Genomic DNA, 23297 nt, shown 5'->3' on the forward strand with positions numbered 1-23297 from the left:
GCTAAATATAGAGTGGTGGTATCAAAAACAAAAGAGGCGCCCTACTCTCGACAATAGGACGCCTCTTACACAAAAGGGGATGGGAGAAATGTTCACGTTCAAACAAAGGGGTGTATGTTTGTTATGTGATGTATTTCACATGTATTACTTTATCACGGAACAACAGCCGTTGCAACGCTTTACAACTTGTTTCACAAATTCGTCATATAGTAAGCGGTTGCAAGGAAAAATCTGAAAGGGACTTTCAGATTTTTCCTTGCGACGAGGATGGCATAGCCACCGCAGGAGCACAAATCACTACTTTTTACTCTAAAAGTTCACCTCTTAAATTAAACTATGCACCTTTCAGATATTTCCTTGCGACGAGGATGGCATAGCCACCGCAGGAGCACAAATCACTACTTTTTACTCTAAAAGTTCACCTCTTAAATTAAACTATGCACCTTTCAGATATTTCCTTGCGACGAGGATGGCTTAGCCACCGCAGGAGCACAAATCACTACTTTTTACTCTAAAAGTTCACCTCTTAAATTAAATTATGCACCTTTCAGATTTTTCCTTGCGACGAGGATGGCATAGCCACCGCAGGAGCACAAATCACTACTTTTTACTCTAAAAGTTCACCTCTTAAATTAAACTATGCACCTTTCAGATATTTCCTTGCGACGAGGATGGCACAGCCACCGCAGGAGCACAAATTACTACTTTTCAACCTAAAAATCTCTCTCTTAAATTAAAACTATGCATCTTTCAGATTTTTCCTTGGGACTACCTCTGAAATTTTATGTATAATACAGACCTAAATAATGATTTATCGATTTTGCTCGTGAACTACTTCACTTCTCTCGATTCAAAAATAAAAAAGGATGTTGGGTAGCTTTTCACTTCCCCAACATCCCTTTTCAAATTAGTTTGCTAAAAGCAATTTTTCAAGCTCGTTTAATTTTTCTTCAAACACTTTACATGCTTCTGCAATTGGAGCTGGTGATTCCATATCCACACCTGCTGCCTTTAATACTTCGATTGGGAAGTTTGAGCAACCTGCTTTTAAGAAGTTATTAATATAACGCTCTACCGCCGGTTGACCTTCCTCTAAAATTTGCTTGCTTAATGCTGTTGCAGCACTTTGACCTGTCGCATATTGATACACATAATAGTTGTAGTAGAAGTGTGGGATACGTGCCCACTCTAAACCGATTTCCTCATCCACTACCATCGCATCACCAAAATATTGCTTGTTTAAGTTATAGTAAATTTCTGTTAGCTTCTCTGCTGTTAACGCTTCACCATTTTGATCCATTTCATGAATAATGTGCTCAAACTCCGCAAACATTGTTTGACGGAAAACAGTGCCGCGGAACCCATCTAACCAGTGATTTAATAAATAAATCTTTTGCTGTGGGTCCTCTAGCGTATTTAATAAGTAATCAAATAATAATTCTTCATTACATGTTGAAGCAACCTCCGCTACGAAAATAGAGTAGCTCGCGTATGGGTAAGGTTGGTTAGCACGTGAATAATAGCTATGTAAGCTATGGCCAAATTCATGTGCTAATGTAAATAAATTATCCATATTATTTTGCCAGTTCATTAAAACATAAGGATTCGTGCCGAATGTGCCTGATGAATAAGCACCACTGCGCTTTCCTTTATTTTCAAGAACATCTACCCAACGGCTATCTAAACCTTTTTGTACAATTTCCTGATATTCTTCGCCAAGTGGTGCAAAGCTTTTCACCATGAGCTCCTTCGCTTTATCGTATGGCATATCCATTTTCGCTTCCTTCACAAGCGGTGTGAATAAATCATACATATGCAGCTCTTCTAGACCAAGCACCTTTTTACGTAAAGCTACATAGCGATGAAGCAACGGTAAGTGGTCATGGATTGTTGAAATAAGTTGGTCGTATACTTTCTCTGGAATAAAATTATTGCTCATTGCTGCATGGCGAGCTGATTGATAATTACGCACTTTTGCATTGGCATTTTGCGCTTTTACATTCCCTGCTAATGTCGACGCAAATGTGTTGCGGAATTTACCGTATGTGCTGTACATTGCTTTAAATGCACCTTCACGAACTTCACGTTTATCGCTCTCTAAAAATGAAATATAAGAGCCATGTGTTAATGGCACTTCTTCACCATCATCATTTTTCACTTTCGGGAACTCGATATCTGCATTGTTTAATGCACCGAATGTCTCACCTGACGCGTTTGAAACTTCAGACAATTGTGCAAGTAGCTCTTCCTTTTCAGCAGATAAAATATGGGGACGGCCTAAATTTAATTCTTTTAAGCTTTGCTCATATAATTTTAACTCATCGTACTGTGCAACATACGCGGCAATTGTCGCTTCATCTAAAGCTAAAATTTCAGGCGTAACAAAAGAAAGTACCGCATCTAATTTCGCTTGGAGAGATTTTACTCGACTATCCATGGCTTGATATTTACTATTTACTGTATCTTGATCATGCTTTAAGTGACTGTATACGTACAGTTTACCAAATCGTTGATTAACTAAATCGCTAAATTGCAACGTATCCAATAATCCCTGTGCTCCTGTCGCTACTTTTCCTTTATAATCTTCAGCTTGCTCTAATAAACCCTGAATTTCTGCAAACTCTTGCTCCCATGCTTCATCTGTTGGGAAAATAGATGTCAAATCCCAAGTTAATTCTACAGGAATTTCTTCACGTGTTAACACTTGTTTTGCCATTATAAATGCCTCCAAAAATTATATTACGAAATACCCTTTTATTTTCTCAATTCTTTTCAGAAAATGCAATTAATTATAGCCTAACAAGTCGTTATCCCTAAAAAATTTCTTTAATCGTTAACTTAAGAAATAGTTTAAATTATCAATATTAAAATAACATGATAATTTTGTAAATAAATCATCGCCTATACCAATCTAGAACTCGCTATCTCTACCAACTCTTTATCTGTTATTTTTAAAACTTTATTGTATCTCTTTTCAAATTTTTCATCAATATAATGAGCAATTTCTACAACAGCACAGGGTAAATTCAGATATATCTCTCGAAGTGCCTCTGCACTTCTCTTATCCAAATTTGATGTTGCCTCATCAACAAACAGAAAATCCTTTTCCCTTAACAATGCACGTGCAATTTCAATTCTTTGTCGCTGTCCCCCTGAAATTCTATTGCCATTTTCCCCAACAGAGAAATCTATGCCTTTTTCTTTTACAAATTCCTTTAAAGAAGTTTGTTCAAGTATATTTTCTAGCATGTTTGGTGTTACACCATATCCAAGTAGAATATTATTTTTAATACTGTCGTTAAACATATGGATTCTTTGTTGAATAAAAGAAATATGGGATAATAACTGTGAATCGTCAATTTCATCACGATTAACACCGTTTACTAAAATTTCTCCAGCCATAAGTATATTAGGTGATTTAATTGCGTTAATTAGCGAGGACTTGCCAGATCCTGATTCACCAATAATTAAAATTTTATCGCCCTTATTAATAGTTAATTCTACACCGTTCAATACTTCTATATCTTTATATCCTATTTTTGCTTTATTAAATTGAATAGATTGTATACTGTCCCAAGTATTTATATGTTGTGCAGGCATTTCATTTGAATCTACGAGTAAATTTTCTGCAATATGCTTCGATGACTGAATTGTATTATAGGATTTAATAAAAGCTAAAAAAGGACCGACAATTGTGTTACTCACTTGCATTAATGCGAGTAAAACACCAAAATTCAGATTACCATTTACAACCCAATAAACACCAATGAATTCAGGAAACAAAAAGCAAATGGTGGCTACAAATCCTATCGTCCCATTGGAAAAACCCATCCAAATCATCATTTTACAATAACTATGTTCCATTTTTTCAGAAACTGAATTTAACTTCTTTATAACAAAATTTTCTGATTGGTAGTTTGTTACTGCTTCCTTCCCTAACGAATAATCATTTAAAGTTGATGTATAAATAGCCGTTTTATTACTCCATGCTTTAGATAATATTTGTGTTCTTTTCTGAAATAACTTAGGAAATAATGCAGATATAATCGAGAAAATCACGAAAATAATAGCCATTTTAAATTCCAATGTGAAGGCATATATTAATGAAAAAACAACATAGAAACTGTACTGGATTGACTGAAAGATAAGTCGTAAATAATTTTGGTCAAAATAGCGATAATCATTTGTTAAAAGAGATGTAATATTACTAGACTCACTATTAGATGACGTACTTTTTATATATCTTGAAAAAGCATTATTTCGAACTTCAATATTAAAAGATTCAATAATTCGCGATTGAAAGTATTGATACAAAAAGTTTGCTACCATTGTAATTAAATAAAAAAATACAAGTTGGACAAATATTTTCAATAAATTGTCCGTATTTTTAGTTTCTACTATTTTATAAAGTTGTTTGAAAATCTCCGCCACTAAAATATTATCTAAAGTGGAAACACTCAAAAGAAGAATTGTGATTCCTGTCAATAGAGGTCTATGTGTTAAAAATTTTCTAATCAAACACAATCTCCTCCTTTGCTAATAAGTATCCGTCATTTATAAAAATCTCATTTGGATGATTATAGAGATAACGATTAAATAAAGATACTACACCTGCTGATCCTCCGCCAAAATCTAACGAGATTTTCTCTAAATAATCACCAGGGAGTAGTAAATCCCCATTCATATCAACTGCAAAAAGACATATTCCATCTATAACTTCTTTTGCCATGCCCTTGAATTTATCTTGTCCAAAAAATTGATACAAATCTAGTAATGTGTATGCTAAACCTGCCCCTCCATTAAACAAACCTGGATATACAAAATATTTGTATTCTAGATATGGATACATCTGACTTATTAATTCCAAATACTCTTTTTTATTGCTAACATATGCCAATCGAAGTAAAACAGCAACAATGCCTGATGTTCCATTTGAAAGATATGGCTGTATTGTATTTATATTAATACTATCCCTAGGGAATCCAAAATTCCCCTTTTCATCAAAAGATTTGAAAGAGAGGTCTAGTTCAATTGCTTTTTCTGCATAAGAAAAGTAGATTTCTTTTTCTGTAGCGCAATAAAGATCCAACATAAATTGTGCTACCCCAGAGAAACCATAAAATAAGCCAATGTTAAACTTTTCCTTAACTCTAGTAGTACCTAGATTACATGAATAATAATCCAAAATTCCTAATAATGAAGTTGCCAAAGTTTCAGCCTTTTGTATATATATATCCTTTTTCAGTTTATTACCAAAGTAAATCAAAACCATCCCATATCCTGATTTTCCCTTAAAAAAATCATAGTCTTGACTATCAAAATTATCAATAGAAATTGAATCAAGTAATTCTTCGGCCAACTCATCAAAACCAGATTGAAGTAATTTGAGTGAAATTCCAGAAATTCCAGTAAATAATCCAGGTGGAATCAAAGGGTTCTTTAAAGCTGTTTGAAACATCTTCTGATAATAAGCTTTTTTCTCCTTTAAATTGCTATGGTGTTTAATTCCTAAACTATATATTCCATGAGATATATTGAAAGGATTATGTGACTTAGGAGTATATGGTTTAGTAGAGAAGTCATCTTTATTTATAAAATCTAAAGCAAATTTATTATGAGCTTCAATGATTTTTTGTAGTTGGTCATTTGAAATAAATGAGCATTTTTTCCTATTAAGATTTTTTTGGAAATTATGGAGTGCATTGATAATTGATTTAATTTCCATTAAATCAATATTTTCATCTTGAGTAAGATGTTTAAATATATCAAGTATTTCATTAGGTAGCATAAAATCAATAGATAATTCTTCAAGGAAATTTAAGATAGTTTTCTCACTCAAATTATATAAATTCCCTTTTGTAACAAACAAATCTGAAAATAGAATTCCTAAACTATATATATCCCCTGAAAATATATTGATATAATCTCTATTAACTCTAATTGTTGACATTGCATTTGAATTATTGTCATTTTTCTTTATATTTATTGCCGATTCTAAATCTATAACAAACACTTTTAAATCATCTTTTATTATCAAATTATCTAATGATATATCATTTAGAACAATCCCCTTTTTATGAAACATTATAACTACGTCTAAGATATTATGAAATATCATGAAAATTTCTTTAATGTAGGTATTAACATGTTGCATAGACGGTTTGTAGTTTATAAAAGGAGTATTTTTATTAACATATTCACGTAAAGTAACCCCTTTGATTTTTTCAACTACTAAAAAGTAATGTTCCCAACAATAAAATGATTCCAAAACTTTTGGTGTACAAGAACTAGATTGCAAACTTTTTAATATTTCTTCTTCATTTCTTCGATAATCTATTGCATCCAATTTAAAATCTAAAGAAATAGTTTTTCCTGGCCTTGCCTCTTTAAGTATAACTTCTTTATTAGTAAGATTGGAAATGGCAGAATATACTCCACCACTATTTGTTAATTTCAACGCTTTAATATTATTATACTTTACAAATAAAGCATTGTCCTCTTCATTAATTATTTCAGTATCCAAAAAAGGTTGCTCAACAAATGAAGGTAATTCAAATTTTGGTGATCTTTTGTCTAAGATTAACTCACCATTAGTTGATTGAATATACAAATTTAGATTTCCTTCTATATCAATTTTAGGAATACTTTTAAATGCGCCATATCTATAATATAGAACTTTACAATCTTTATACCTTTTATCACTTAAAATATAAGGGCCTTCAAACCCTTTTAATAAATGATAGATTTTTTCTATTAGTTCCTTAAAATTTTCTTCAGATTCAGGATAAATAGTTATGAATTTCCCGGATTGTGATCTAGAATACGGCTTTTCTGTAGTAATCTGATGTATGTAACTATCCATGTAAAATTTAAAATTGAATCTCTCTTTTTTTGCCAACTTAGAGACAATTCCTAATATTTCATATGCATTACAAACATTACTGGAAATATGAATTTTCCAACCTTGTTTGGGCAACGAACTAACTAGAGTATTATGGAGGTTTATATATATATTACTTCTACTAATTCTCCATTCATCTTCATTATCTTTCAAAATATCTTTCACGATATTTATGTATTCATCTTTTGCACTTATTTTAGATACATCTTCATAAAAATAGCGATTATTAAGCGACTCTAAAAAGTTCATTTAACTAATACACCCACCTCATATTATAAACAAGATGCACCAAGTGTTAGATGCATCTTGTTTATTAAATCATTTTATAGTAATGTCGATTAAGTTGTTTCAAAGTGACCGCCGCCACCGCCGCCACCACCGCAATGGTGATTACTAATAGTGCTCCATGAATTTAATTCAAGTAAATTTGATTCGATTTCTTGCTCCTGCAATTTTAAAATCATTGACATAATTTTCCCTCCTTCCATATGTATTTAGTAGACGCCTGCTAACATTAAGCTTAAATCCAAATAAAAATAGTTTTTTAAAGAAAATTGATTTCATGATTTATTATCATTTTGATAAATAGTACTGATTATGTTGTTTCAAAGTGACCACCGCCACCACCACCACCACCGCAATGGTGATTACTAATAGTGCTCCATGAATTTAATTCAAGTAAATTTGATTCGATTTCTTGCTCCTGCAATTTTAAAATCATTGACATAATTTTCCCTCCTTCCATATGTATTTAGTAGACGCCTGCTAACATTAAGTTTAATTCCAAATAAGAACAGTTTTGTATTTTTATCATAAATGAAAATTTAGTTTTTCATGAAGATAGATTTCATGGTTTATTTTCATTTTTTCATCCCCCAATAATTCCATTATATTCAAAGAATCATTCACTAATTTTCTTCCTTTATGTTTATCCCCGTATTTTAATTCATATACCCCCTTTAAATATAAAAACTTTACCTTTTCGAAATAAAAAGATACTTCATTTAACGAGTGTTTTAAAATCATCAATATCTCACTAAAATCATTTTTTTGTTGATGTTCAAATGCTGCAATAGCAGTATTTAATAAGATTCGAATGTATTCTTTCTGCAAATATTCAGATTTTTGCTCCAAATTAACCTTTCTAGCTATCTCTTTTGTCATTGACATAATCATAGGATATTCAAGGGAACGATAGGAATTACCGAATAATGCAATTTCATATGTTCCAATATACTCTACGGCAAATAAATAATCGTTAATAGCATTTTTCTCTTCTTTACTTAAAGTGGCTTTTGTAGAATCAATCCCCATTATTAATCCTTTAATCATAACCGCATTATAATAATGAAATGGAATATTATTAATATTATAATTTTCTATTTCTTTATTATATAATTTAGTCAGCATTTGGATATTATTGTTTTCAAAGGCATTTTTTATTTTAGAAACAAGCTCTTTAAATGGCATGCTATATTCATTCATAGCTAAAAATTCTTCTATAGAAGTATTTAAGCGTTCTAATAGTGCTAATAAATTGGCTACTGTTATCTCAGATTCATTTCTCTCAAATTTAGAAAGAAATGACACACTAATAATGTCTTTTGCTGCTTCTTTTAATGTAAACCCCTTACTTAAACGTAAGAGTTTATACGCTTCTCCAAATGTCATTCTAATCCCCTTACTAAATATAAAACTTATTTTTCATTATTCTATTCAATTGATTGATTTTCTTTATGACTTCCATACAAATAGGGAGTGTTAATATTTTTGTGTAAATGATTTTTCATCCTTTTCAAGGTGAATGTCACTTTCGTATTATATTAGACTTGTTCGGAGGTTTGAGTTTGGTTTTAGGCAAGGGCTCGCCCTTGCCTAAAAACCAAAATTGCGCGCCAAAATTTCCCCTCGCGAATTAAGTTTCCGAACATTTCCTCTAACGCTGCACGGACCTTGTTGAAGCCAATATGACAACGTGTGGCGAAGCGTTCGTTATAATCTTCAAATTGCGTCACTAAGAAGCGTTCCAGCGATTCTTCGTTTGGGAACTGCTCTTTGCATTTTGTATATTTCTTGATTTGTTTATTAAATGATTCAATAAAATTTGTCGAATAAATGCTTCGCCAAATTTCTTTTGGAAACTGATAAAATGTGAGTAGATAAGCATTTTCAAGTAGTGATCGCGTTACTTCTTTATACGATTTGCCCCATTTTTCACAGAACGTATAAAGCGCTTGTTGAGCTGCTTCATCATCCTTTGCGTGGTGGATCGATTTAAAAGCTTCACAAACTTCTCGGCGATCTTCTACACGCACTTTATGGGCAATAGTTCGACCGACTTGTACAAGGCATACTTGGTATTTTGCTTTTGTAAAGACTTTAAAAACAGCGTCAGCCATACCCTTTAAGTCATCCGAGATGAATAATAATACATCTTCTACTCCACGCTCTTTTAATTCCTCTAGCAGCATCCTACCAGTTATAAGCAGACTCTGTTGGAGCGATTGTATAAGCCAACACTGGATCTATGTCAATATCCTGGACACAAAAATATTAAGTCGTTTACCAGAAACGGCATCCATTCATGGGTGGTCCTGTATCCAGCGAAACCAGTCAAGTGGAAGCCCGCACCTGACAGCTTTCGCTGGATACAGGAAGGACAGCCAATGGATATCGTTCCCGAAAAATGTGTAGGTAGGGTGAGTCGAAGTCTTAATGTTTTCCTCCGATCAAGCAGTCACCTGTCTGCACTGATTCTCTAATTGTTGCGGTGTTAAGTAGTTAATTGCCCCATGGATCCGTTTCCGGTTGTACCATGATTCAATGTATTGGAAAGGGCAAATCGTGCTGCTTCAAAGTCTATATAGGTTGTTTGATAGACTTCTTCCTTCTTTAAAGTCGCATGAAAGGACTCAATGCAGACGTTATCATAAGGACAGCCTTTTCGACTGAAAGAGTGTTCGATTCTCGCTGTGTTTATTGCCTTTTCAAAGTCTTCGCTTGTATATTGGCTGCCTAAATCGGTATGAAGAATCAGCCCCTCCCCAGGCTGCTGGACATCCATTGCGTTCGTCAATGCTTGTAAGACAAGCTCGGTTGTCATGGACTTGGAAAAGGAGTAACCTACAATTTTCTTGGTATGTAGATCAAGGACGGAAGCTAAATAGCACCAACCGTTCCTAAGCATGTGGATATACGTAATATCCGCAACCCATTTCTCATTGATTGTCGTCGTTTCAAAATCCTGTTCCAATAAATTATCGCGTTCTTCTATTTGGCTAGCCGACGAAGCTGGATGGTATTTCTTCGTGATAATAGATCGGATTCCTTCTGCTTTCATGAGGCGCTGGACACGTTTCAAGCTGACATCGAAGCCTTCCATCTTGAGAACTTCATGGATTTTAGGTGCACCATAGCGACCTTTACTCTCCGCGTGAATGATTTTTATGCGTTCTAAAATAGCCTCGTTCTCAATTTGATACGAAGATTTCACTTTATGGAAGGATTGATAATACGTACTTCTGGGCACTTCGAGTACTTCACACAAGACTTGAACCGGATGGCTCTCCTTTTTCTGTTCGATATGGTCGATAATCTCTTGGTCGGTTACTTTTTCACGAATATGGTCATAGCCTTTTTTAGGATTTCTACCTCCTGTTGAAGGCAAAGGTTTTCCTTCTGAATTTCCGTAATTTCAGCAGATGTCAAACCACCACCATTTTCAATCGGGGAATGTGCTTTAATCCATTTATAGATTGTTACTTCTGATACACCATATTCACGGCTGAGATTACTCACAGATGTGCCAGACCTGTATAGTTCGACGATTGTTTGTTTAAATTCCTGGTTATAACGTTTTTGTTTCATTCCGAACACGTCTTCTCTATTTATTAGGATAGAGACTTAACCAACTTATATCCATATATCTATACTAGCTCCATTCCACAGCTTCAGTATCAAGGGTTCCAAATAAATAAAAATGAGGTATCTCCCCAAATTCGATATAATGGTATCGACTAAACAACCTAACCTAAATGGAGTGATGGCTCAAGACTATTGTAAATCAAATCAGCCTATTCTACACCTAAAAAACACCATAAATAGAGATTTAACACCAATTTGATATTTGATACGATTTTCGACACTTTCGATGTACAACCGATTTTTCAGCTCTTTTCTAAAAAAAACATTGCTTGGCACTCCATACGAATGTAACTACGGTGCGATGATTCAATCACTAATTATTCGGATTGTCGAACGTATTCCAATGATAAAAGATTTAGTAAAACGTTTAGTCAACGATCCTTTTAAATAATGTCCGTCATCTGACAGGTAAAAAGGCAAAATTGCATTTCAATCTCGTAACGTTTTTATAATGCCTGCAAGTTACCAGTCAGTCGTATCATTGCGCTGTTAAGCAAATTACAAGCAACTGCATAAATTTTTAAAAACGTAAGTTTTCACAACCGAGCAGTCCAAGCTATTTAAAAATTGAATAATGAAATTGATATATTAATTTAACATTGTCATTTTTATTAAAATCAACTTAAAAACCCTTAAATAATTATGATTAATTGAAAATGTGGTAATAAATAGTCAATATACTAAAAAATATATTGAAAATTCTTTTTTATTTTCTCAATTAACTTATGATATGCAATCAATTTTGCTTTAATTATTACTCATATCTGGAAACTTAATTGATTATAATTTATTTTTAGACCATATTCTTACCAATCAAAAATTTTATAAATTACATACCCTAATAAAAACACTCAGATTATATGTGCAGAATAGCTAACTATTAAAACTTCAGAAGTTGGTCGTTCATCATGCATTATATACAACGACACTATTTCTTATATTTTGGATTTACCAAACAAACAATGAAATAACGTCGTATCTTCTACTTTATCAGCAAGCGATTCTACACCAATTGAACGCAAAAAAGTAACATACTGCTCAACTACTAAAAATGCCTTCACAGATTGCGGCAATCTCGCCCATCTTAAAAAAGCATATATTTTTTGTTCATTTAGCTGCGCAAGCTGTAATTTAAAAATATGCAAAAAGAAAAATAAATGACTTTGCCATTCAACACTAAATAAAGAGATTGCCTCATCCCCTTTTATTGGTATGCCAATATAATTTGGTAGCTGCTCAAAGTGCAGGCGTTGCTCATAAAGTCCTCGTAAAAATAAATCCTTTAAACCTTTGCGGTTAAAGAAGACCTTCCTTCGAAAAAAATTAATTTTATGCTGCTCATATAAATTTAACATTTCTCGCATCTGTTGCTTTGTTAATAAATTAGGGACAAAAAAAGGAAAGTGCTGCTTGTCTAACGGTAAAGGTTGTATATGCGCAAGCCATGTACGTCCTTGTACATATTGTAAATTGCTAAAATAGACAAAGCGGCTGTGCACAGCATCATATGTGAGTAAATAAAGCTGTCCTTTATAACGCTTAAAAAATTGTTGATAAAATTGACTTAATATTATTTTTCTTATGCCAAATGTAGGAAGTTTATTCGGAGTTTTTGTAATCCAAAGTGGAATTATTCCATACCTTTCATAACCAGCTGTTCGCTCATCGATTTGTTCTGATGGAATAACACTACATTGAAATTCAATCGCATATTGTCTGTTTTGTTGTATAAGAAATAAATCAGGTCTTTGCTGTAATGGGGATAAATAGCTTTCAAGCGCTATATGCTCTACTCGTTTCTGGAAAAAAGAAAATAGTTGCTGCTTTCCTAATAAATGTATGGGGGATTCTCCCTCTGAAAATGAAGCATCACAATCATTTAAACGTTTGTGGGCAAAATGTGGAATTTTAACTCGTCCAATTTTCAACTGTAAAGGCTGTTTGCATTGTGGACAATAAAATGTGGTAGTTTGGCGCAAATACTGTAATTGCTTTAAACATATATCTTCTGTAATAACTATTAGCTCTCCATGTTCGTTGTGAGCAACTAACAAAATCTCTCCTCCTTTCCACCTTCCATTATAAAATAAATATTTGATTTTTCAAATATTCCATTAAGGAAGTCAAAGATTAAATAATTTGCTGAAAGAAGTTAAACGGTGAATATTTTAATAAAACATAAACAAAACGTCCGAAAAGAAGTGCTTTAGCACGCTTTTCGGACGCCCATTCTTATGCGAAATATTGAATAACTGTTTCGAAACAATCCTCTGGCATAATTGGTTGACCATATTCTTCAATGCGGTGAATTGTTAATTTCGTTGGCTGTAGATGCTCCTTTAAAATAGCGATTGCATTTCGACGCTCATAAGCATCTGCCATCTCCGAAAAATCGACCGATAAATAGTATTCATTGTCCAATTTATATAGTGATGATGCCGTTCCATATGTGATTAGGCGCTTGGCAACAGGGATTAATTCATCAATATCTTTAAATTTATAGCGAGCATTTAAAATGCTTGTGCCTTCTTCATTGTCTTCACTTTCCATCGTTTCTAAAAGTGTTTCTTCCATTTCGCGTAACTGTGCTGCGATATCTTGATTTTCATCAAAGCCATTTGTTAAGCTCTCCCCATCATTGCTCATGTTCGCACGTGTAACAATTACTTCAAGCCCCTGCTCTGATGCGTTAACATGAATCCAAATCGGTCCTTCTAAATCAAAATAATCGTCTGTATTGACTTCAGCCATGACATCCCAAAATAGCTCTTCACCCTTGGAACGATTATACCAAATCTCTTCTCTGCTATAACCACGATCCTCAATATCTCTATACGTAATGAACAGCTTTAATGTATTGTCATTGATGCGTTCGATGTCCATTCGACCTCAACTCCCTTCACAGTCATTTGCTAAACGAACATGTAAAATTATCATTCAACTTTTGAAGCTTTTTCATACATGCTCTTAACAGTGGAGCATTGCACAGATTTTTTATAGGAATTACAAAAGACATAATTCACTTATAGAAAGGCCAATACTTTTCTATAACTCTATTGTATGATGTTCCCGTAAAAAATGAAAAGGAAAAACACCAAAAACGTTAAAATTACTGAAAATTAGCCCTGAAATTATTAGAATATTGAGATTACATTGTACTATTTTCTCAATAGCAAGGCAAGTCCAAGTAAATTGTGAAACAAAAAAGATGCTGCCTAGAAAGATAATACTTTCCAGACAGCTAAAACCTTTTATCCCGCATTAACGGGCAGTAGAACACCCACTTCAAGACTTAAGTGAAAGTCGGCTTAAGGATAAGTGGGAGTTCAACTGCCCGTAAAAGCCCGATTGGTTCAACTAACAATCAATGGGGGATGAGGAAAACCCCCACCGATTGAAGTTTCACTTTATCTTGATTCAACAGAAAACTCCTGCCTCTACAGGTCCCATCATTAATCGACCATTCTTTGTGCTTCTTGCAATTGGAATGCACGAACACCACGTGGTAAAAAACGTCGAATCTCATCTTCATTATAACCGACCTGTAAACGCTTCTCATCTAAAATAATTGGACGACGTAGTAGCCCCGGATATTCTTGAATAAGCTCGTACAATCTTTGTAACGGTAAATTTTCTACATCTACATTTAACTTTTGGAAAATCTTCGAGCGAGTTGAAATAATCTCATCTGTTCCATCTTCCGTCATGCGTAAAATTTCTTTAATTTCACTAATTGTTAAAGGCTCGGAAAAAATATTACGCTCTGTATAAGGGATATCATGTTCTTCAAGCCAAGCCTTTGCTTTACGGCAAGATGTACAGCTTGGCGATGTAAACAAAGTAACTCTCATTTGTAACACATCCTTTCATTTTGGAATCAACTATATTATTGAATTCTTAATTTAGAATTAATTTAATTTAAGTGCTACGGTTATTATACACTATTTGACTTACTTTGAATATAGGATGTCAATAAAAAACCCTTCTATTTTAAAAAATAATAAGATTTAACTAATAACAACTATGACTAGTGTATGAATGATTATTTATAACAGTATGTTTATACCCAAACTGTGTTACAACAAAACATGCGTTTGACTGATTTTTCTCAATTAGTTATAAATAATCGAGAAAAATTTCACTTGCGGGTGCCCTAATGATGAGCTATGGCACTGTTTTTAGACGTTTCATTAAAAAGGTTTTAGCATTTTCTTTCAAATGTAAAAGAATAGACAAAAGTTATACTTCCATTGCCCGAAAAACCCTTTTCTTTTCAGACCGCCCCATTCTTCAAAAAGTTCCCTTGCATTACAATAAGATTAACCTTTTTAAATTTACTTTATACAAAGGTATTGCATTTTTTTATACATCTATACTATAATTTCAGTCATAATAGATATAACTAAAAACAATGAAGAAGAAGAGTACGTTTGAGCTTTGATGTTTAGAGAGTCTGTGGTTGGTGCAAACAGACCATCATACAAACGGAATGGGCTTCTGAGTTAGCTTTATGAACAATAATTTATCGTTCAGCCATTTCTGACAATGACTCACTTGTAGCTGAATGTAGAGATAGCCCCATAATTTTTTCAAGCAAGCATGAAAAAATTTAGAGGCATAGTAGTAAAGCTCGGCATACTTCACGTTACGAAGGTTAAGTGGCTCAGATTTATGGGCAAGCTGGGTGGTACCGCGGATTCCGAACATCATTCGTCCCTACTATTTTTAATAGGGATGCATGATGTTTTTTGTATTTATTTAATAATTAGGAGGAATTTTAATGACAACAATTTTTTCAGGTGTTCAGCCTACAGGTACTATTACGCTTGGTAATTATATCGGGGCAATTAGACAATTCCCTGCTTTACAAAACCAAGGCCAGGCAATTTACTGCATCGTTGACCAGCATGCCATTACAGTGCCGCAGGAGCGATTAGAGCTACGCAAAAGTATTCGAAGTCTTGCAGCGATGTATATTGCTGTTGGTATCGACCCAGAAAAATCCATTTTATTTATTCAATCTGAAGTTCCTGCACATGCACAGGCCGCATGGATGCTTCAATGTGTGGCATCTATCGGGGAGCTAGAGCGCATGACACAATTCAAAGATAAATCGAGTGGAAAAGAGTCAGTATCTGCTGCATTATTAACGTATCCGCCATTAATGGCAGCAGATATTTTGCTTTATAATACAAATATTGTGCCGGTTGGTGAAGACCAAAAGCAGCATATCGAATTAACACGTGACTTAGCAGAACGCTTTAATAAGCGTTACAACGAGATTTTAACGATTCCTGATATTCAATTGCCGAAAGAAGGCGCGCGCATTAAATCGTTGCAGGAGCCAACGAAAAAAATGAGCAAGTCCGACCCGAATACGAAAGCGACAATTCGCGTGTTGGATACGCCAAAGGAAATTGAAAAGAAAATCAAATCCGCCGTAACAGACTCTGATGGTATTGTGAAATTCGATGTCGAAAATAAACCAGGTGTGTCCAATTTACTAACAATTGAATCTGCTTTATCTGGCATTTCAATTGCTGATCTAGAGAAAAAATATGAAGGCAAAGGCTACGGTGATTTTAAAGCAGGTGTAGCTGTTGCTGTAATTGAGCATTTAACGCCAATTCAAGAACGTTACTACGCATTGATTGATTCTCATGAATTAGACGATATTTTAGATGCTGGAGCAGAAAAAGCGAATGCCATCGCCTCTAAAACACTTAAGAAAATGGAGAACGCCATGGGTTTAGGTCGAAAACGACGATAAATAGCACGCAAAGTGAAGCGATAGCTATATAAAGCTCGTATGTACCAAGTAAAAAGTTCCATACTGCCGACCATGAGTAGCCGAGCGTTCGATAGTTTAAATACAAAATGCAATTGCTAATGGATACGACACTAATACCGTAGCAAAACAAAAACAAAACAAAGCGTACGATAACACCATCCTTTCCTTACAGAAATATTCAAGTAAAATGCTAAAAATGCGTCTATTTGAAAAGAAAAACAGGGCTGTCCAAAAAAGACTATCCCTGTTTTTAAGTGCATTGAAAGTTTAATTTGCGCCCTTTGCTTACATCTAGGCTAAACACTGCTAAATCTAGTGTTTCTCTCATTCCCCAAAAAAACCCCTCTTTATTTTAACGTATGAACTCTTTGAAAAACAACATTAAAAGCGTTCAAATAACAGGCAATGCACTGCTATTTGAACGCCACTATTAATTATACTTTTTGAATAATAAACATGCATTATGGCCACCGAAGCCAAGTGAATTACTTAATGCGTACTCAACAGAAGCTTCCCTCGCTTCGTTCGGTACATAATCTAAGTCACACGCTGGGTCTGGTGTGTGTAAATTAATTGTCGGTGGTAAAATTCCTTCATGTAATGCTAGCACCGTAAAAATGGCTTCCACTCCACCAGCAGCACCTAATAAATGACCTGTCATCGATTTCGTTGAGCTCATTGCTAGTTTATAGGCATGCTCGCCGAATACCGTTTTTACTGCCTGTGTTTCAAACAAATCATTGTATGGTGTACTTGTACCGTGTGCATTAATATAACCAACTACATTCGGCTCAACACCTGCGTCATTTATTGCTTGCTGCATTGCACGCGCAGCCCCTTCACCCTCTGGCGCTGGCGCTGTAATATGATGTGCATCACCTGTTGTGCCATAACCGACTACTTCACCATAAATCTTTGCACCACGCGCTAAAGCGTGCTCTAACTCTTCTAAAATCACGATACCTGCACCTTCACCGATAACGAAGCCATCACGCTCCTTATCAAATGGGCGGCTTGCCGTCTTTGGGTCAGCATTTGTCGTCAATGCTGTATTTGCTGTGAAACCAGCAATTGCTAAATTAACAATCGGCGCCTCTGCTCCTCCAGAAATCATTACATCTGCATCCCCACGCTCAATTACTTTGAATGCGTCACCGATAGAGTTCGTACCAGAGGCACAAGCTGTTACAGAGCATGAGTTTGGACCTTTAGCCCCTAAATAAATCGATACTTGACCTGAAGCCATATCTGGAATAAGCATCGGAATAAAGAATGGGCTTACGCGGCGTGCTCCACGCTCTTGGAACGTTAAAAATTGTTGCTCGTATGTTTCCATACCACCGATACCAGAGCCAATCCAAACACCTACACGCGGTGCCATATCCTCAGTAATATTTAGGTTTGCATCCTTTGTCGCCATCATAGATGCTGCAACTGCATATTGTGTAAAGCGATCCATTTTACGAGCTTCTTTACGCTCTACAAATTGTTCAATATCAAATTCTTTCACTTCTGCTGCTACTTTCGCGGTAAATTTCTCTGCATCTACACGTGTTAATGGACCAATACCCGACTTACCTGCTTTAATGGCATCCCATGTTGCTTCGGCAGTCGCTCCAAGCGGTGTTACTGCTCCAATTCCTGTTACTACTACTCTACGTTTTGTCATGTCTCTTCCCCCTCTAGTATTATCTTCCCCAACGTAGTGTGACAGCGCCCCATGTTAGACCGCCACCAAATCCAACTAATACGATTAAATCATCGTTCTTAATTTTGCCTTCTTCTAAATCATCGACTAATGAAATGCCGATAGATGCTGCTGATGTATTACCATATTTATGAATTGTTTTTGACATCTTTTCTTCTGGTAAGCCTAAACGCTCACGAGCAGCCTCCATAATGCGAATATTCGCCTGATGGGGAATTAAATAGTCTACGTCCTCTTTACGATAACCTGCTTTTTCCACAACATTCATTGCTGATTCACCCATTTGACGTACAGCAAATTTGAATACTTCGCGCCCATTCATCGCAATCGCCTTGTTTTGATCTAGACATAAGTACTTACCACCTGTGCCGTCTGCTCCTAGCTCAAACGATAAAATTCCGCGCCCTTCAGATACTTTTGATACAATAGCCGCACTTGCGCCATCACCAAATAATACAGCCGTATTGCGATCTTGCCAATCAATAATTTTTGAAAGCTTTTCAACACCGACAACGAGCACATTGTCATAGCTACCACTTTCAACAAATTGCTTTGCCGTAATTAAACCATACATAAAGCCTGCGCAAGCCGCAGATATATCCATAGCTGCTGCATTTTTAGCACCAAGTGCCTCCTGTATTTGACATGCTACAGTTGGAAATGCTTGATCCGGCGTCACTGTTGCTACCAAAATTAAACCAATTTCCTCAGCCTGAATACCTGCATTTGTTATCGCCGCAACAGCTGCCTTATACGCCATATCTGATGTTTCTTCATTGTCAGCCGCAATTCTACGTGCTTCAATACCTGTACGCGTACGAATCCACTCATCGCTTGTATCTAAAATTTTCTCTAAATCCTCATTCGTTACTACTTTTTCCGGTACGTATTTTCCAACGCCGATAATACCTGCATTCATATAGCGGCCCCTTTCTTGGTTAACACTAATTATTAATACTTGGTACTAATTATAGCCAACAATTTTTTGAATCGCAAGAAATTCTTTTTCAAACAACCTTCACAATTGTTTAAAAACAGTAATTTTATTTTTACCTAACGTGTGGTATTATATTAAAGATGTGATTTAATGAAAACGATATACAAAGTCTAAATAGAGGTGAATCAAATGCAATACATCATGACATTTATTTGGTCATTCCTACTAGTATCAATGTTAACTTATGTAGTGAGCTCGATTTTAGGTGTAGACCCTAACTTCGGTTTAGCAGCTATTCTTTCTGTAGCAGTAAGTATTTTAGTATTTATCATTTCTGCAATTATTCCAAACGACCCAATAGCAGACGCTGATAGTCATTAAAAGAAATTGCCTGAAAAGTGTGCTAATGCACTACTTTTCAGGCAATTTTTTGATTAAGTTAACTTTTTTCAATATGCACTGCATTATTTTCAAGTGTTACCTCTAATGTGTCTCCTGGCAATACATCACCTTGCAATAATGCCTTTGCCACCGCTGTTTCAATATGGCGCTGTACAAAGCGTTTTAATGGACGAGCACCGAATTGTGCATCAACTCCCTCTTTGACAGCCCAATGAACGACCGCCTCATCCACATTCACTGTAATTTCCTGCTCCGCAATTCGTTCCTGTAACTGGCGAACGTATTTCCAAGTGATTGCATAAAAATGTTCATCTGTTAATGCATGGAAAGTAATAATATCGTCAACACGATTCAGTAGCTCTGGCTTAAAATGCTGACGAAGTGCTGCCGTGACAAGCTGCTCTGTCTGCTCATTCGCCTCAAGCAAATAACTTGAACCAATATTCGATGTCATAATAATGACCGTATTACTAAAGTTGACATTGCGTCCTTGGCTATCTGTAATACGCCCATCATCTAGAGCCTGTAATAAAATATTTGCTACGTCTGGATGTGCCTTTTCAATTTCATCCAACAATACAACTGCATATGGATTGCGACGAACCGCCTCTGTTAGCTGTCCCCCCTCCTCATAGCCAATATAGCCTGGAGGTGCCCCAACCAGCCGTGAAACGCTATGCTTTTCCATATACTCACTCATATCAATGCGAATAAAATGGTCTTCTGAGTCAAATAATTGTGCAGCTAAAGCTTTTGCTAACTCTGTTTTCCCTACACCTGTCGGACCTAAAAATAAAAATGAGCCAATTGGCTTTGTTGGGTCTTTAATGCCCGCACGCGCACGCCATACTGCCTCTGATACAAGTGTCACCGCATTATCTTGCCCTACGACACGCTCATGTAAAACGTCCTTTAAACGCAGTAGCTTTTCGCGTTCTCCTTCTACAAGCTTCGTTACAGGAATGCCTGTCCAACGTGCAACAATGGAGGCAATTTCATCCGCTGTCACTTCCTCACGTAATAAGCGTGCCTCTTCACCGTTTAAAGATACTTCAAGCGTAGCTAGCTCCTTTTCCAATGTTGGTATTTTACCATGGCGAAGTTCAGCCGCTTGATTTAGGTCATACTTGCTTTCTGCTTCTTCTAATGCACGACGGTATTTCCCGAGCTGCTCACGCTTTTGCTGAATTAATTGCAAATCGGCCTTTTCAGCCTCCCATTGCTTCATCATCTCATTTGACGATTCTTTTAACGCCTTAATATCGTTGCGCAATGCTTCAAGACGCTTTTTACTCGCCTCGTCCTTTTCCTTTTGTAATGCTTGCTCTTCAATTTCAAGCTGCATTAAGCGACGTTTAATTGTATCTAGCTCCTGTGGCATTGAATCAATTTCTGTCCGAATCATCGCACACGCCTCATCAATCAAATCAATTGCTTTATCTGGTAAAAAGCGCTCAGTAATATAACGATTTGATAATTCCGCTGCCGCTATAATGGCACGGTCATGAATGCGCACAGCATGATGTAGCTCAAAGCTTTCCTTCAAGCCACGTAAAATTGATACCGTATCTTGAATGGATGGCTCACGCACTAAAACCTGCTGAAAGCGACGCTCTAATGCAGGGTCTTTCTCAATATACATGCGATATTCATCTAATGTCGTTGCGCCGATGCAATGTAGCTCACCGCGTGCTAGCATCGGTTTCAACATATTGCCCGCATCCATTGCGCCATCCGTCTTGCCTGCTCCGACAATTGTATGAATTTCATCAATAAATAAAATGATGCGTCCTTCTGAATCTTTTACTTGCTTTAGCACAGCCTTTAAGCGTTCCTCAAATTGACCACGATAGCTTGCCCCTGCAATTAATGCACTCATATCAAGCTCGTAAAGCTGAGCCTCCTTTAATCCTTCAGGAACATCCTGACGCACAATGCGCTGCGCCAATCCTTCGACAATGGCCGTTTTTCCTACACCAGGCTCACCGATTAACACCGGATTGTTTTTTGTTTTGCGCGTTAAAATACGTATTACATTGCGAATTTCCTCATCTCGCCCGATAACAGGGTCCATTTTCCCCTTTTTCACTTCTTCAATTAAGTTACGTCCAAATTGCTCTAAAGGGGGACGATTATCTTCAGTTTGTTTAAATTGCATAAAATATCCCTCCAAACCAATTTTTTTAGGCAAACTCAAGTATCCACTTTTGTCATTGTTTTTTGGAAATCAAAACAATTTGACCTTTACTGACTAATTGAATTATAAAATATTGAAATTTAGTTTGCAAAAAAATGCTCCAAGAACTATTAATTTCGAGTAAATTAATGAAGAAGCTGTATTTTCCTTATACATATTATGTTATTATAACCTTAATCAATTTTGAAAAACGTTTATCTTAGCTTTTAGATTACGTAAGAAAGGAATGTATTTACATGTCTTTTCAAACAATACCTACAGGAATTTTCCAACTTTTTATAGAACATGGTTCGTTAATAAAAATAGATAAAGGTCACCAACTCTTCCAAGAAGGAGAAAAAGCCGAAAACATTTTTCTGATTAAAAAGGGCGTTATCCAACTTAGCAAAGAAACAGAACAGGGCAAAGAAATAACATTGCGTATTTGTGGTAATGATGTATTAATTGGTGAGAGCTCCCCGTTTTGCCAATTGAATTACCATATGGCAAATGCTAGAGCGCTAGAAACGGCTACGCTATTATCACTTTCACACCACACATTTGAATTATTATTAACAGAGCGTCCTAAATTAATGATGGAATATTTGCAGTGGGCACAAATTGAAATAATGAAACACCAAAGTCGCTTACGTGATTTAATGCTTCACGGAAAAAAAGGGGCACTCTATTCCACATTAATTCGATTAACAAATACGTATGGTCAAAAACAAGAGGATGGTTCAATTTTTATTAATTTTGCTTTAACAAATACAGAACTAGCCAATCTTTGCGCCACAAGCCGAGAGCTGATTAACCGCATGCTTAATGATTTGAAAAAACATCAGATTATTTCCTTCCATAAAGGTCATATTACAGTACACGACTTGCCTTTTTTAAAAAATGAAATTAATTGCGAAAATTGTCCCTTAACAATTTGCCGAATCGATTAAAGCGTGGGGGGAGCTGTCCAAAAAGCCGTGCATAGCCGGCATTTTGGACAGTAGCGATGATGTTTCGCAAAATGTTGATTCGTATCAACAGAGAACGCCTCTATTAAAAATGGGATGAACATTGGCTTTAACAGTGTACTCCTTCAGTAAAAGGGAAGCGATGAAAACATTGATTTCAATGCAGTGTCAAAACAAAATGGACTTTTCGGACAACTCCTGGCGGGGTGGTGTTTTGGTAAAATGTTTGCTCATTAAAATTGAGAGGGCCCTCTTTGAAAATGAGAAAACACTGACTTTTTCCTAAAATAACCTTTAAAAAACGGGGCTGTCTTTTCAGACAGCCCCGACTTGCTTGTGTAACAAAAATTCAATCTCCATTTTCATCCAGGAGAAAATCCCCTAAAACATGTGTTTTTCTATTTCCAAAGAATAATTCGCCATTTTTTTCAAGTAAATTCCTTGACAAAACACTATCGCTAGCGCTCCAAAAGTCGGCTACGTACGGCTT

Annotated in this window: 15 protein-coding genes, 2 pseudogenes and 1 other annotated feature; of the genes and pseudogenes, 3 read left to right on the plus strand and 14 right to left on the minus strand. The window is 35.6% G+C overall.

Annotation, left to right across the window (positions count from 1 at the left end; all coding sequences use genetic code 11):
• Positions 1 to 907: 907 nt before the first annotated feature.
• The 11 genes and pseudogenes from pepF to spxA form a co-directional block, all read right to left on the minus strand.
• On the minus strand, positions 908 to 2716 hold the full coding sequence (pepF, locus tag MHH70_RS07870) for an oligoendopeptidase F (RefSeq protein ID WP_342472988.1): 1809 nt from the start codon (positions 2714 to 2716) through the stop codon (positions 908 to 910).
• Positions 2717 to 2901: 185 nt separating this feature from the next.
• Positions 2902 to 4518, minus strand: a complete 1617-nt coding sequence (locus MHH70_RS07875; protein ID WP_342472989.1) for an ABC transporter ATP-binding protein — start codon at positions 4516 to 4518, stop codon at positions 2902 to 2904.
• Positions 4511 to 7150 carry a class III lanthionine synthetase LanKC gene (gene lanKC / locus MHH70_RS07880; protein WP_342472990.1) on the minus strand — a complete coding sequence of 880 codons (2640 nt, stop codon included), beginning with the start codon at positions 7148 to 7150 and terminating at the stop codon, positions 4511 to 4513. Before lanKC ends, MHH70_RS07875 begins: the two co-directional genes overlap by 8 nt.
• An 89-nt stretch (positions 7151 to 7239) precedes the next feature.
• Positions 7240 to 7371, minus strand: a complete 132-nt coding sequence (locus tag MHH70_RS07885; protein WP_342472992.1) for a hypothetical protein — start codon at positions 7369 to 7371, stop codon at positions 7240 to 7242.
• Positions 7372 to 7496: 125 nt separating this feature from the next.
• Positions 7497 to 7628, minus strand: coding sequence for a hypothetical protein (locus MHH70_RS07890; protein WP_342472992.1), 132 nt, complete (start codon positions 7626 to 7628; stop codon positions 7497 to 7499).
• An 83-nt stretch (positions 7629 to 7711) separates the two neighbouring features.
• Entirely contained in the window at positions 7712 to 8572 is an 861-nt protein-coding gene (locus tag MHH70_RS07895) for a helix-turn-helix domain-containing protein (RefSeq protein WP_342472993.1), read from the minus strand.
• A gap of 272 nt (positions 8573 to 8844) precedes the next feature.
• Positions 8845 to 9421, minus strand: a pseudogene (locus tag MHH70_RS07900) (transposase); the annotation flags it as partial.
• Positions 9422 to 9630: 209 nt separating this feature from the next.
• Positions 9631 to 10768: pseudogene (locus tag MHH70_RS07905) on the minus strand (IS3 family transposase).
• A gap of 992 nt (positions 10769 to 11760) precedes the next feature.
• Entirely contained in the window at positions 11761 to 12879 is a 1119-nt protein-coding gene (locus MHH70_RS07910; protein ID WP_342472994.1) for a competence protein CoiA family protein, read from the minus strand.
• Positions 12880 to 13057: 178 nt separating this feature from the next.
• Entirely contained in the window at positions 13058 to 13708 is a 651-nt protein-coding gene (gene mecA / locus MHH70_RS07915) for an adaptor protein MecA (protein ID WP_066166151.1), read from the minus strand.
• A 569-nt stretch (positions 13709 to 14277) separates the two neighbouring features.
• Positions 14278 to 14676 (minus strand): transcriptional regulator SpxA, encoded by a 399-nt coding sequence (spxA, locus tag MHH70_RS07920; RefSeq protein WP_066166148.1) that lies wholly within the window; start codon positions 14674 to 14676, stop codon positions 14278 to 14280.
• A gap of 551 nt (positions 14677 to 15227) precedes the next feature.
• Positions 15228 to 15546 (plus strand) — a binding site (T-box leader).
• Positions 15547 to 15605: 59 nt separating this feature from the next.
• On the opposite strand from spxA, the gene trpS reads away from it, so the two are divergent.
• Positions 15606 to 16595, plus strand: coding sequence for a tryptophan--tRNA ligase (trpS, locus tag MHH70_RS07925; protein ID WP_342472995.1), 990 nt, complete (start codon positions 15606 to 15608; stop codon positions 16593 to 16595).
• Between the two features lie 451 nt (positions 16596 to 17046).
• On the opposite strand, the gene fabF is transcribed toward trpS, so the two are convergent.
• A complete protein-coding gene (fabF, locus tag MHH70_RS07930; RefSeq protein ID WP_066165173.1) occupies positions 17047 to 18285 on the minus strand; it encodes a beta-ketoacyl-ACP synthase II in 1239 nt (412 codons plus the stop codon).
• 19 nt (positions 18286 to 18304) lie between these two features.
• The gene (locus MHH70_RS07935; RefSeq protein WP_066165170.1) at positions 18305 to 19243 is read right to left on the minus strand and encodes a beta-ketoacyl-ACP synthase III; all 939 of its coding nucleotides are present in this window, start codon (positions 19241 to 19243) and stop codon (positions 18305 to 18307) included.
• Between the two features lie 207 nt (positions 19244 to 19450).
• On the opposite strand from MHH70_RS07935, the gene MHH70_RS07940 reads away from it, so the two are divergent.
• Positions 19451 to 19642 carry a YjzD family protein gene (locus MHH70_RS07940; RefSeq protein WP_066165167.1) on the plus strand — a complete coding sequence of 64 codons (192 nt, stop codon included), beginning with the start codon at positions 19451 to 19453 and terminating at the stop codon, positions 19640 to 19642.
• A 58-nt stretch (positions 19643 to 19700) separates the two neighbouring features.
• Here MHH70_RS07940 and MHH70_RS07945 read toward each other — a convergent pair whose 3' ends face one another.
• On the minus strand, positions 19701 to 21821 hold the full coding sequence (locus tag MHH70_RS07945; protein ID WP_107942153.1) for an AAA family ATPase: 2121 nt from the start codon (positions 21819 to 21821) through the stop codon (positions 19701 to 19703).
• Between the two features lie 275 nt (positions 21822 to 22096).
• Between MHH70_RS07945 and MHH70_RS07950 the strand changes: the two genes are divergently transcribed.
• Positions 22097 to 22789 carry a Crp/Fnr family transcriptional regulator gene (locus MHH70_RS07950; protein ID WP_107942152.1) on the plus strand — a complete coding sequence of 231 codons (693 nt, stop codon included), beginning with the start codon at positions 22097 to 22099 and terminating at the stop codon, positions 22787 to 22789.
• Positions 22790 to 23297: the final 508 nt, after the last annotated feature.

This window comes from Metasolibacillus sp. FSL H7-0170 (assembly GCF_038593115.1).
Lineage (GTDB): Bacteria > Bacillota > Bacilli > Bacillales_A > Planococcaceae > Metasolibacillus > Metasolibacillus fluoroglycofenilyticus.

Coding starts and splice junctions, on each gene's coding strand:
- fabF (WP_066165173.1), bottom strand. CDS start 18,285: ATGACAAAACGTAGAGTAGTAGTAACAGGAATTGGAGCAGTAACACCG.
- MHH70_RS07890 (WP_342472992.1), bottom strand. CDS start 7,628: ATGTCAATGATTTTAAAATTGCAGGAGCAAGAAATCGAATCAAATTTA.
- trpS (WP_342472995.1), top strand. CDS start 15,606: ATGACAACAATTTTTTCAGGTGTTCAGCCTACAGGTACTATTACGCTT.
- MHH70_RS07935 (WP_066165170.1), bottom strand. CDS start 19,243: ATGAATGCAGGTATTATCGGCGTTGGAAAATACGTACCGGAAAAAGTA.
- spxA (WP_066166148.1), bottom strand. CDS start 14,676: ATGAGAGTTACTTTGTTTACATCGCCAAGCTGTACATCTTGCCGTAAA.
- MHH70_RS07895 (WP_342472993.1), bottom strand. CDS start 8,572: ATGACATTTGGAGAAGCGTATAAACTCTTACGTTTAAGTAAGGGGTTT.
- mecA (WP_066166151.1), bottom strand. CDS start 13,708: ATGGACATCGAACGCATCAATGACAATACATTAAAGCTGTTCATTACG.
- MHH70_RS07950 (WP_107942152.1), top strand. CDS start 22,097: ATGTCTTTTCAAACAATACCTACAGGAATTTTCCAACTTTTTATAGAA.
- MHH70_RS07885 (WP_342472992.1), bottom strand. CDS start 7,371: ATGTCAATGATTTTAAAATTGCAGGAGCAAGAAATCGAATCAAATTTA.
- MHH70_RS07945 (WP_107942153.1), bottom strand. CDS start 21,821: ATGCAATTTAAACAAACTGAAGATAATCGTCCCCCTTTAGAGCAATTT.
- MHH70_RS07940 (WP_066165167.1), top strand. CDS start 19,451: ATGCAATACATCATGACATTTATTTGGTCATTCCTACTAGTATCAATG.
- pepF (WP_342472988.1), bottom strand. CDS start 2,716: ATGGCAAAACAAGTGTTAACACGTGAAGAAATTCCTGTAGAATTAACT.
- lanKC (WP_342472990.1), bottom strand. CDS start 7,150: ATGAACTTTTTAGAGTCGCTTAATAATCGCTATTTTTATGAAGATGTA.